The 13,453-nt window shown below is 39.2% G+C and carries 6 protein-coding genes; all 6 read left to right on the top strand.

The features are described 5' to 3' along the window. The first annotated feature begins 11 nt into the window (after positions 1-11). From WKT03_RS07365 to WKT03_RS07340, 6 genes are read left to right on the top strand one after another with little or no spacing between them, the layout of a single operon-like run. The gene (locus tag WKT03_RS07365; RefSeq protein ID WP_117785446.1) at positions 12-824 is read left to right on the top strand and encodes a hypothetical protein; all 813 of its coding nucleotides are present in this window, start codon (positions 12-14) and stop codon (positions 822-824) included. A 51-nt stretch (positions 825-875) separates the two neighbouring features. Beyond that, positions 876-2,219 (top strand): prepilin-type N-terminal cleavage/methylation domain-containing protein, encoded by a 1,344-nt coding sequence (locus WKT03_RS07360; RefSeq protein ID WP_118484349.1) that lies wholly within the window; start codon positions 876-878, stop codon positions 2,217-2,219. A gap of 3 nt (positions 2,220-2,222) precedes the next feature. Then, complete coding sequence (locus WKT03_RS07355; RefSeq protein ID WP_117807373.1) at positions 2,223-5,054, top strand: hypothetical protein; 2,832 nt, start codon at positions 2,223-2,225, stop codon at positions 5,052-5,054. Between the two features lie 11 nt (positions 5,055-5,065). Continuing rightward, entirely contained in the window at positions 5,066-5,572 is a 507-nt protein-coding gene (locus WKT03_RS07350; RefSeq protein WP_340391381.1) for a pilus assembly FimT family protein, read from the top strand. Positions 5,573-5,585: 13 nt separating this feature from the next. After that, positions 5,586-6,410 carry a prepilin-type N-terminal cleavage/methylation domain-containing protein gene (locus WKT03_RS07345; RefSeq protein WP_021943480.1) on the top strand — a complete coding sequence of 275 codons (825 nt, stop codon included), beginning with the start codon at positions 5,586-5,588 and terminating at the stop codon, positions 6,408-6,410. Between the two features lie 14 nt (positions 6,411-6,424). Next, the gene (locus tag WKT03_RS07340; RefSeq protein ID WP_340391380.1) at positions 6,425-13,279 is read left to right on the top strand and encodes a DUF5057 domain-containing protein; all 6,855 of its coding nucleotides are present in this window, start codon (positions 6,425-6,427) and stop codon (positions 13,277-13,279) included. Positions 13,280-13,453 lie beyond the last annotated feature (174 nt).

Here is a 13,453-nt window from a genome sequence, read left to right as displayed (position 1 = left end):
GGGCATAGAACATGGATGCAATGACAAAAGGACAAAGAAATTTATTATTATTTTTACTCGGTGTTGTTATTTTATTTGTGCCGATCAGATTTGTGGCATTAAGCAATTTTGATGACCGTAAAGAGCTTGTTTCAAAGAAGGATGAACAGCAGGTTTATTATAACAGCCTGAAAGCAAAAGATGTAAACAGAGATCAGTACATCAAGGATACAGAGAACTATAAGAAAGAATATGAAGCAATCCTTGCAGAATTCCCATCAGAGATCTATCAGGAAAATACAATCATGTATTTACAGGGGATCAAGGACGAATATAAGTTCCGTTTCACAGATGTATCAATGGGAGAGGAACAGCTCTTCTATACACTTGGAACCGGTGCTGTTGGTGATGCTACATTAGATGGTGCAGCAACAGGAACAGCTTCTACAGATGCAAATACTACAGCAGCTACAACAGCAGCTACAACAGAGACTGCAGCCGCTGGCACAGATGCTACTGCAGCAGTAGCAGGAGAAAATAATTTCAACTGCTATTCAGCAAGCTTCCCGGTTACATATTCAGGTTCTTATCAGTCTGTTAAAGATGTTGTTGATTACATCGAGAAGAGCGATTTCCGTATGACAGTTGACTCTATCTCAATCGCATTTGATGAGGAGACTGGTGATTACACAGGAGATATGTCATTCTCTGAATATGCTGTTACAGGTGGAGACAGAACCACAGATCAGGTTAACGTAAATGTTCAAACCGGTAAAGATAACATTTTCGGAAATCCAACCGTAAAGAGTAGTACGACAACTACAACTACAGATAGCAATCAGTAGGATGTAGACTTGCAACCCGTAGATTCGATTTGAACGGAGTGAGAAGTAAGAATGGCAAAGAATAATAACAAAGGCTTTAGCTTGATTGAAGTAATCATAGCTGTAGCAGTATTTGCTATATTAATTGCTCCCCTTACCGCCCAGTTGATTTCAGCGATCAATGTCAATACGAAGTCAACAAAGAAACAATATGCGATTGAAAAAGCTGAAGAGATCATGGAAAGCTTTAAAACTGCAAATATGAAAGGAAGTGCCATCAGTATCCCTGATGGCAATTCTACAGGTAATTATGAGTTTGGTCTGGATGATTCCCAGACACAGACTTATACCCTCCCGGAAAGTGCGGGAACTGTAGATTATCACATTAATACATATTCATGCAGTGGAATATCGCTCGGGGGAGAATACGAGAAGTATGATTGCACAGTAACTGTAAATGATATTGCGCATGCAGTTGCAACAAAGGGATATGTATGGGATGCCAATACAAATGACCTGAAGAAAGACGGTTCTGAGTATGTCCGCCTTACATCAGGTGTTGGTACAGTACGTAATCTTGATAACAAGCAGTCAGCGATCATTGCTGGAGCAACCTATATGGGAGCAACCAGTGGTATAGAAGGAAACAGTCTGGATAATCAGGCAGCGGCATATTTTAAAGATGTGAAAGTGGATATCTTAAAGGGAAATTCCGTTTTATATAATCAGTATCTGTCCGGTGCTACCTATCTGGATAATGATTCGTTCCAGAAAACAACCACGATTAAGGTTTCAAAGACTTTATCCGGTTATATGGTACAGTGTTTTGTAGAATATCAGGATAAACCATCGTTTAATCCTATCATTAAGGCATACACGAATGGAATTGCAAGCGATACCTATAAACCGGATGGAAAATACGGAGAAGGAATTGTATATCAGAAGGAATACAAGATACTTCCTCCAATCTATCTGTTATATGCACCTGCAGTATGTAATGGTGTATATTGTAATAATGATTATATCAGAGTTGAGACATCAGGACTTGATGATGATGAAAAAGCAAAGATCTACTTATTTGAAACAATTGCTTCAATTGATCCGAAATATGAGGAGATTATTTGCGATACACTTGGCGTAAGCAGTATTGACAGTCTGGTTTACCAGAGCACCAGTCATACAAGTTCGCCTTCTTCTGTTAAGGTATATGTGAACCGCACTGGTGATGATACCAAGGGAAAGATTGAGGCATATTCAAACTTCGGAACTGAGTATGATGAAACAGATACAACTGCTATTAAAGTTAAGAACACATCAGATGATACAAGTGATGAAACATACCTGTATGATATTCATGTTACATTGACAGACAGTAATGGCAATAAGACAGAAATATCAGGAACAAGGGGGAAATAAGAGATGCTGAAAAAGTTAAAAAACAAGCTTAAATTAGCGGATAACCGCGGCTCGAGTTTTGTCCTTGTTATTGTATCAGCAACTTTCTTAAGCATACTGGTGTCAGCATTGTTAATGGGAACTCTTTTGGCATATAAACTTCGTTTTTATAAGCTGAATTCCCTGAATAACTTTTACAGTGTTGAAAAAGCCATGGATGAGATATATGCCGGAATTGGTGCAGCGACAAATGAGCATTTGTATTCCGCGTATACGACAACGGCTGAGATTGTTGTGTATTACAAGGATGGTCAGTATAACAATCTGACAGAAGATGAAGCGAATGATCTGTTTAAGCAGTTCTTTATGCAGGGTATCAAATCAGATAAGACATTCAGCAATATGCCAACTCTGATCGAAACCTTAAAGGGCTATATTACAGATCCGGATGTATCACTTGCCTGTGACAATCTGAGAATTGTATTCAAGGATAAAGAAGGTCGTGAAAAGTACATCAAATATGTAGCTGGAAAGAATGGAAAAGTTACAGGTGTAGCAAGTGCCAATACGATCGATGAGAATAATATCGAAGAGATTACATTCAGAAATATTGGTGTAAAGCGTACAATCACATTAAGCAGCACAGATTCCGCGAGCGGAGCAATGGCGCCTGGAACTTATGTACAGACGATCACAACAGATCTTGTATTAAAGAAACCGGAATATAATGTTTCTTTTGATATGGCAGGTGCAAACAGTGACAGCTTATATAATTACGCATTGCTTGCTGATATGGGACTTCAGGTATCCGGAACAGCAGCAGACACAGAAGTAAATATAAAGGGTAACATTTATACTGCTTCTGACTATTACAATAAAGATTATAATGGAAAAACAGATACAAAGGTAACAAATGAATACAGCCGTACAGTTGAAACCAAATGGGGATCAACAGATGAGAGTGCATATTCCGGTATCTTTGTACAGGGTGACAGAGCGAATCTGACACTGAATTCCGATATTATCGTTAACTCAGGATCTCTCGCAGCTTTTGATGGTGCGAAGATTAATCTTTCAGGACGTACATCCCTGTTATCAGAACTCTGGACCGATAACATCATCATCGGAGGCGATGAGGGCGGACAGATCAAAGCGGCAGCAAATGCTTATGTATATGATGATACAGAGCTGAATGCAGAGAAATCTGAGCTTACATTTACAAGAGGAACTTATTTTGGATACAGCTATACAGCAGATGACGTAAGAAGCATTAACCTTCTTCGTACATCCGGTAACCTTGCAACAGGATTCAAATTAAAATCACACTTCAGTGACAGTGCAATCATTGTCAATGGAAAGAATTCAACTCTGGATCTTTCAAGTCTGGAATCTCTGTATATTGCAGGTAAGTCCTATATCGAATTCTCCAAGATCGCAGCAAATACGATCACAGATGAGAAAGAAAGAAAAAACTTTGGTCTTACGAAAGATTCTGATTATGCATTCACAGCATTAAACGATTATTCAACCGGTCAGTCTCTTGATGTTAAGTCCAATCAGTTGATCTTCCTGACACAGTGGGATCTGTATGATAATACTGAGGTTGTGGATGAGAACGGTTATACACATGTAACATTAAAGTTCCCTAAGACATTTTCAAATGATGTCCAAATTAACAAGCTGTATACTGATTTCGTAAAACAGCTCACATCTAATAATTATATTGTAGAAGCAATCAAGGAGACAGTTTCCGGACATGATTATTATTATCTGTACATTCAGGATGGCGATAAAGATAAGGATGGAGTAAACGATGCTGAGGAGTTTGTAGAGAAGTATTATGATCTCTTAAACACAGGCATCGATGAAACGAAAAAGAAATTGTACAATGTTGCTAACTATGAAAATTTTGAAGTTAAATTACTTCTGCCAAGCAAAGATGGTGATGTGGATGGAAGCAAGATCAAAACAAGTGGAGCTGTAACTGCTCAGAACAGTGACAATTCATTATTTGTTAAGGCATCTGCAGATACATCTCTGCAGGTTGATACAGCATTAAAAAATGCAACAGGATCAAAGACATTCTCAGTGTTACTTGGTAATAAGGGTATTACAGAGAATAATAATACATTTGCAGATATTAAAAAGAATTCAGAGGCACTTGGTGATCAGACCACTCTTAGCAAAGAGGAGAAGGTCAGCAATCAGATCAATTATATGTATATCAATATGAAAGATCATCTGTCTGTAGTAGATAAAAAGGATGATACAGATACAGATGTTTCTGCATGGGAAGTGGCCGGATATACAAAGAACGGAAGTACATACACATACGCTCCGATCAAAGGATCTGACGGAAAGAACCTTGATACATTTGATTACAACTACAGTCTGACACCTCTTACCAAATATGTTGATTATGATAAGATCTTCTCCAAAAATCTTAGTATCAACAAGGTAGAGCCAGAGACAAATGCAGTTGTTATCATCAATGCAAATGATGTAACATTAAAATCCACAGCCGCTGATGGTGCTTTACAGGGTATCGTTATCTGTGGTGGTAATGTAACATTTGATAAGAGTGTAAAGTCATTCCGAGGAATGATCATATCAGGTGCAAAGATTATCTGTAACAGCAGCGTAGATATCTCAGCAGACGCATCCTTTACAGCAACTGTACTGGAAGAGTGTTCCAAGAGTGATGTAGAAGATCTGAGTCTGATCACAAGAGAGATCTTAAAGAACTATGTTAAAGTAGACGATAAAAACAATTCAGAGGTTTCTGGTTCAAGCTTATCAGACATCTCTTATAGCGACATTCTTGCATTCCAGAACTGGAAGAAGAATGTAGAGTAGGAGGGGTGAATATGATAAGAAAAATAAAAAATGATTCCGGATATTCCCTTGTTGAATTGATTATTGTTCTTGCTATCATCGCAGTTATGTCAGGACTTGCGGCAGTGTCGATTTCTTCGATACGGACAGCTCGTGCGACTTCATCAAAGGAGTCGTTCAATCAGGAATTGTCAACTCTGCAGTCCCTGACAAAAACACAGGAAAGCGATTGGGCAATGAAACTGGAAAAAGTAGATGGAAAATATAACCTGGTATATGGTAAGAGCAAGAATGGATCGGATTTCACAGAAGATACTTCAAAGGATCGTGAGATTCTGGATCGTGTAACGATTTACTATTCAAATAATGGTTCTTCCGCAGGAAGTGAAGTTTCATCTATGATCATTAAGTTTAATAAGTCAGATGGTTCTGTTGAAACCGGAAGTGGTGTATATACCTTTTATAAGGACGGATCCAATGATGCCGTTGGAAAGGTAACACTGAATCAGGCAACAGGCAGCCATTACACAGGATCATGAGGAGGGGTGAAGCGTGAAGAAAAATAATAATAAAGGTTTCACTTTCATTGAATTAGTACTGTACATTGGAATTTTAAGTGTGTTCATGGTTGCGGTAACCTCACTTGTTGGTACAGTGGTATCCTCCAATAGAAAGATGACAAATAGAAAGAAAATACAGAACGAAGCCGGTGAAACATATGATACCATATCAGATATGATCATGGGTGCGACTGATGTGAAGATATTGGGAAGCGCATATGTGGCTACTACATCAGCGGGCGTCACATCTTACAGCCCGGTTTCCGGAGTATTTATTGTTCCGGATGATACAGATACAAAGGGCAGCGGAGGTGAATTAATGTCTGCTGGTGGTATTGGAAGACGTACTGTTTATATCGAGAAAGCGGGTGGAGCTGGTCTTACACCAAAGGGTCCATGTTATGATATTGCAGATATGAAGTCGTTTGGTGATGTCACATCACCATCGACAGATGACACGACATATATTATTCCGGATGATTCCGGGAAGTTATATCTGAAAGTAGATTATGCATCTGCATTACAGAGTAACGGTGACAGTGTTATCACGACCTGTACGATCACATATGATAAGACCGAAAAAAAGCTTTATGTGTTTAAAACACCGCAATCAGATAGAATCACTGATGCAAGTGAAGCAGATGGCACTGTTCTTTGTAAGGATGTAAAGGATTTCAAATTACAGATCAATCCGGACGAGGACAGTATTGCAATTACACTGGAACTTGAAGATTCAACAACGGCGGCATCTTATAAGATAAATGGTGTTGTTGGCATTCGAAATTCATATGTGCTTAAAAAGCATACATGGGATTAAGGAGGAAAGAAATAGTGTTTAAGAACAGAAAAGTAGTATTATCATCTGTAGCGATAATATTTACACTTATAGTATGTGCTATATTCGTAAACTTTACGTTGGCTAATTCTGGAACTCCTGTTGAAAAAAGTGAAGCGGACACAAGTGGCAGTTCAACATTGGTGGGCAGCTCAAACATTGATCAGGCGATTCTTAACTCAAACGATTCCAGTCTGAAGAAGACAGGCGAGGATAAGTATCACATTGTTCAGATCCTTCCGGATGGTTTGGGATCTTATGCAACAGCAGATACATCAATGACAGAGATTGTGACTGCTTCCGGTTACTCAGGAAAGATCAGTGATGAAGCAGGATATAAAGGCACATCTGATCTGTGGAAATATGTATATGATGGAGAATACTTCAGATATGCAGTTTTCAATGGTTATAAGAATATTAAAGATGATATGGCACCGGGTGCAGTTCAATTGACGACTAAAACAGTCAGTGATCTGAACGGCATGGGTACAGAGGCACAGGAAATACTTGCAAATGCGGATTTTATCTATATCGTTGCAACAACAGCAAATGATTATGCTGCAGGCGGTACAGATATCAGCGAGAGCTTATATAACTGGCTGGATGTATATGCAGGAAAGCATCCGATCATCTTTGATCGATATGCATTATGTACAGCGGAGCCTGAAAAGATCACAGGTAATAATGACCAGTATCGTATGGGATCTCTGGCATACAAATATGTAACAAAAACATTAAAGGGAAGAACAGATAATGTTCTCTGTGTAGAACCTGGTTTCTTCAATGTCCTTTATAAAGAAGCAAGTGGTAAAAAGCCAGATCCAATGACAAATACCACAAAGACAATATCGGACTTTATTCTGACTGCTGAACGTTCTGCAACAGAAGGCGGAAAGGATTACATCAATAAGAACAGATATTATAAATGGTATACAGATGATAAGATGGAAAACTTCTTAAATAATAAGACCGATAAGGTTGATTCTGCATACGCAAAGATATCTGGAAATACGCAGGGTATATCAGGTTCCAGACATGAATGGAAATTTGATAATGCAAATGTTCTGGTGATCACAGATGGTACATCAAACAGTATGTTCTCAGAACTGGCATCAAAGAATGATGCACCGCAGTGCTCTGCAGAAAATTATGTATATAATAGTAAAACAAAGAAGTGGGAGTCTGTTGTAAAAGCTCCAAACAGCGACTTTACAAGTGATGCTTATGCCGGTAAGGGTTATAAGTTTGTTCCAAGTGGAGCAAATATCTATCAGATTCAGAGTAAGGATCTGTTAAATGCGGTTGACAGCTCAAAGGGAGCAAAGTATACAGCAAATGATCTTGCTAAGACTTATTTCCAGGATGTTGCTGCAAAGCAGATTACCGGTACGATCAAGTCTAAGGGAGATCTTGCAGGCTCTGTTGTTTATCTGGTTGTAACTCCAAAGGGAGAAGCAAGCAAACTGGCTGGTAATACAGATGGTACAGTTCTGGCATGTGAACTTACAACCGGTGAAGATGGAAATGGATCATATGATGAAGAGACAGGTATCTATACATATGAATATGGATTTCCTAAAGTAAATGCTGATTATGATTACAGTGTTCTTTTGGAGGCAACAGTGGATCCATCTTCATATGAAGACAATGGAGATGATTCTGATACATCAGGCGATAACGCAGGCACAGGCGATAACGCAGGTACAGGAGATAATTCCGGTACAGGTGATAATTCCGGCACAGGAGATAACGCAGGTACAGGCGATAACGCAGGCACAGGAGATAATTCCGGTACAGGCGATAACGCAGGTACAGGCGATAATTCCGGCACAGGAGATAACGCAGGCACAGGCGATAATTCCGGCACAGGCGATAACACCGGCACAGGTGATAATGCAGGTACAGGCGATAATTCCGGCACAGGCGATAACACCGGCACAGGCGATGGCTCTGATCCGGCAACGAATCCGGATGCAATTACCGAGGATTATGTGATCGGAAGCAATGGCTATGATTTCATCGTTTCTGTAAAGGGAGAAAGCAAAGATGATGCTTACGACTACACAAATGACTGCGATGAATATAAAGAATACACAGACAAGTGTGCTGCTGATCCGACAAACTATACAACAGATGTATATACAGATGATCTTATCTTTGAGACATCAGAACAGGTATATGCTTATGTAGATGCTCAGTATAAAAAGTATAAAAATGATGTCCTGTTGCCAAAAGTTACAGGAACGAATGTAATTGATTTTACAGAGTATGATTTTATCTTTATTGAATCAGGTGATTATAAAGATGAGATCGGTGATTCAGCATACCAGAAGTTATGTTCAGCAGTAGAAGAGGGTGTGTATGTAATCGCAAGCAGTGAAGCCGGAGACGGTATTGGATCCGGAAACAATAATGGTGGTGGATCAGGTGATCCAGATAAGATTATTATCAACAGTCCATCAGCAAAGGTGATCGCAGATATTATCAATGCCGGTGTATACCGAAGAGGCAGTGATAATAAATTCAGAGTTCTGGAAATTCAGCCGGATTATCCAATTGATGAAGAACTCGCAAGATCTTCATCGGTTAAGAATGGATCCGGTGCATGGACAAATGGTACCAATACACACGGAGAAAAAATCTATGGTAATTATTATACCGTTCCATCGGATGTAGCTGAGGGCTATGCAGTGGAGGAGCTTTCACCGGGCAGTGAGTATTATGATTTTGATCTGACGAAGGCAAAGATTGCATATGCGATCGATGGTATCTCATATTCAGATATTGAGCTTACACAGGTTTCATCAGAGGCACTGATCGGTATGACAGATGATATCGCTGCTACATATGACCTTGTATATATCGGTGGAGATATCAGCGCTCTGGACAGAGATCTGAGTAAGATATACGATTCCAGTGTATTTGCTTATATCGGACCAAGCGCAGAACAGTTAGTATCCGCAATTCCTACATTTGTTATGTATTACCATACAGGTGTTCTGAAGGAGATGGGTGGTACCGGTTCTTACAAGATGACAAGATCAATCACAGGTTCTGAGCTTATGGCAACACCGGTGATTGGCTCAACAAAGTATAAGACAACATATGTTGTTGAAAATGGTAATGACCTGACAAAGAATAAGTATGATGAGCTTGTATCTTACGTTAATCTTGGAAGACCGATCATGGTTGGCAATGAACTGACTTCGGTATTTGAAAAGGTAAATGGAACAGATGCAGACGGCAATGGTCTTACAGATGCGCAGAAGAGTCAGGGCTACTGGTATAATGCAGGCAAGCTGGAAAGAAAGAACTTCTATCTGGATCCATCATCCAGAATGTATGACCTTTTGAATGTGATCAATAACAGAAGATCCAAAGGAACAAATGTATTATGGGGCGTAGATGCAACCGATACACAGAAGATTGATAATTCAAATAAGCAGTATGGTGATACACTGTACACTTATAAGATTGCTGAAAAGCAGACAATGCTTGATTCAGAGGCACAGCAGAAGACATGGTATAAGGATGCAACAGATGAGACGGCTATCAAGTCGTATGCAACAGTATTCTCAGAGGATACAAATGCAGCGATTAACAATCTTGTTAAACAGTCTACATCAAGAGCGCGTCTTACAGTTACAAGTGCACCGGTTGAATATTCAGAGGGTATTACAAGCACATATCTGAAGACAACCAATTTATCATTTACCTTCTCTGTAGCAGGATCGGAAAAGAGTTATAAATATTCAATCTGTATTGACAAGAATAAGAATACACAGTTTGATCATGATAAGACGATTGACTATTATGTAACAGGTGATATAGATACATCAACAGGAACATCCGGTTCTGCAGTAAAGAATAAGACAGTAAATATTGCACTGGATCAGGATTTCTTCGGTTCTGCATACTGGCAGATCCTTATTATGGATAGTAAGGATAATATCATTGCAGAAGAGCGTGGTATCTGCAAGATCGTAAACAACACAGACGGAATCAGTGATATCAATGTTTTACAGGTTCAGACCATGTCAGAAGGACAGGGAGCAACATCCTGGGGAGCAACAGATACATTGTACTTTGATATTCAGTCACAGACAGCACATAAGATTCTGAAGTATAACACCTATGCAAATCAGACAGCACTTGATACAGCAGATGTTGCACAGTATAAATGTCTGGGACGTCATGAGAATCGTTTTGGTATCGTTCCATATGACACAGATCTGTTCTATGGTTCACAGAAGGGTAATGATGATTATCTTTCAAATTTTGCAGATACCTTAGCAGAGGATTACGATATCAGTCTTGATATGGTAGTAGCTTCAGCTGATAAAGCTGCTTTTACAACAAAGGATAATCAGGCAGACACATATGACTGTCTGGATACCTGGGTAGAAGAGGCAGATAAGCTGGAGAATGGCGGTACAGTAGAAGGTAGAAACAAGAAGCAGTATGCAACAGATGCAACAATTGCTTTGGCAGCTTATAACAAATATGTATCTGAGACCGTTAAGCCAAAAGAAGACCTGGATAGCTACATCAAGGGTGCTATTCAGTCCTTACAGGGCACATATACAGGTTCTACAAATTATGGAGCAAGAGGTACTTATAATACGTTCCTTGGTGGTTTCAAGTCATCTGTTTCAAACGGTGACCTGATCGATCTCCTTAATTATACGATCGATACCGGTGAGTACTATATGGTATTCTGGCCTGTATACAGTACAAATACAGATATTACATTTGCCAGCGGAAAGATTTCATCTACAATGTTCGGCAGTGAATTTGTAGAACTGTATGAGAAGTACAGAGATGCAAAGGATAAAGAATTAGATGCATTAGATGTGTATAAGAAAGATTTAAGACGTTCTTATGGTAAAAATTTCATGAAGAAGCAGTATTCAATTCTGGTTCTTGGTCCATCCGATTCTTTTGGTGGATTCAAGGTAGACTTGAAGCAGCGTACTTGTGAATACATTCTGGATTATGTATCAAATGGTGGAGATTTATTCTTCTTCCATGACACAATGACACCGTATGCAGATGCAGGTGCTGTTAATCTGACAAAGTCATTACTTGATATTGTTGGAATGAACAGATTCCATGTAGATCTTACAAATAATGCCAACACATATGAGGTCGTAAATGACGGATATGTTACAGGTGTTACACGGGAAGGCCTTGTAAAGGGAACATTGACAGAAGATGGATATATCTATACAAAGCAGAATTCATCTGGTTCACCAGCCGGAATGATAAAGGGAACTTTGGCAGAAGATGGATATATTTATGAGCCGGAATCATATGGAACAACACATGATTGGAAGGGTCCGTTGAATGGATGGGAAAAAGATAATGCTTACATGGATTTAACAGCAAATTATACCCGTACATTCTATAAAAAGAAAGCTACAGCAGGAACGTCCGGATACATTTATCAGGATGCAGTAACATATGACCAGTATTCATATATCAACGACTGGGGCGGCGTAGATACCGGATATTTTACAAAGACAGAAGCAAAGGCTGGAACCTCAGGATACATTTATCAGGAGGGCGGCAAGCCAACGTATTCAGACAAGAATACATCACTGGCATACAAGTCGGAGGACGCTGACCTGTATTATCTTACACCATATGTAAATAATTCAATCGCAGGAAAGAGTCTTGTAAACAGTATTAATGCTAATATGACACAGATCGCATCCAGCTATAACAAGGTTGGAAACATTGGAATGTATGTAAGTGCATTGTCAATGACCAGTTTGTACTATGATAAGAATGGTGGCGGTGGTGCAACATACACCTTACCATATGTATATGCACAGAGTGATTTCCAGAGTGCGACAGCATGGTCAGCATCATCAACAGCCGATCAGTCAGCAAATTCACAGACTGTAAAGGCAAAACAGTTAAATGAAGGTCTGATCACATTGTATCCATACAAGATTGGTGATTCCCTGAATATTTCAGGTACACATCAGCAGGTATATGCACTTGATCTGGAAGCAGGCGATGTAACTGTATGGTATACACTGGCAGGTTCTAACAACTCAAGTGATGCGAAGAAGAGATCATCCCTGTATGCAGCAGATCCATATGATGGAATGGAGAACTACTACATCTACACAACATCTTATGGTAACGGAGCAATTACATACTGTGGAGCCGGTCATGGATCGGTTACAGGTCCTACAACAAGAAATAATGATGAAAGAAAGCTCTTCATCAACGTTATTGTAAACAGTGCAGAAGCAGTAAAGGAAAAACCTACATTATATGTTTATGATCCTGATACAGATTTCAAGAAAGAAATGGCAAAGGACGAAGAGATATCTGAGTCAATTGGTAAGACCGTATATTTGGATGAAGTAGCAGATAAGACAACATCACCGGAATTCGACTTCAAGATCAATGTTCCAAATGATGTAACAGTGGATGCAATTAACGTATACTATGATCTGGATTATGATGATACAGATATGGCAAACAATCGTCCAGCATATGCAGAGGGTACAGATCGTATGATCTGGAATACACCGGCATCCGATAAGGAAAAAGCAGGCATTGTGGAAGATAGTGCATCGACAAAGAAGATACAGATTAAGGATAAGTTTACAGATTCCAATAACCTGAAGCCAACAGATGAACTGTTCGCACCATATGGTGGAAACTACACCTACATAGTTGTAGAAGTATACTACAATGGTAAGACAAAACCGATCTATACAATGATCAAGGTAAAAGCATCTGATCCATTGTTCAATCTGACACAATCAGATAGTGCAATTCAGGTTGCAGCAAATGATGTAGCTTATACGAAAAAATTTGTATTGGCTTAACAAATATAAGAATTGACAAACAATCTTATATATTACAAGGCGGGCAGTAATGTCCGCCTTATTTCTGTATATTTGGAATAATTCTTGTAAGAACAAACAGAAGATGCTACTATGTTAATGTTTCCTTTTTATTACATAATGCGGTGAGAGAACATATGTATATGAGCGGAAGAA

This window comes from Coprococcus sp. HCN-4056, assembly GCF_037892645.1.
Lineage (GTDB): Bacteria > Bacillota > Clostridia > Lachnospirales > Lachnospiraceae > Coprococcus > Coprococcus ammoniilyticus.
The sequence above is the reverse complement of the archived record's forward strand: the minus strand, read 5'-3'. Positions and strand labels throughout refer to the sequence as shown.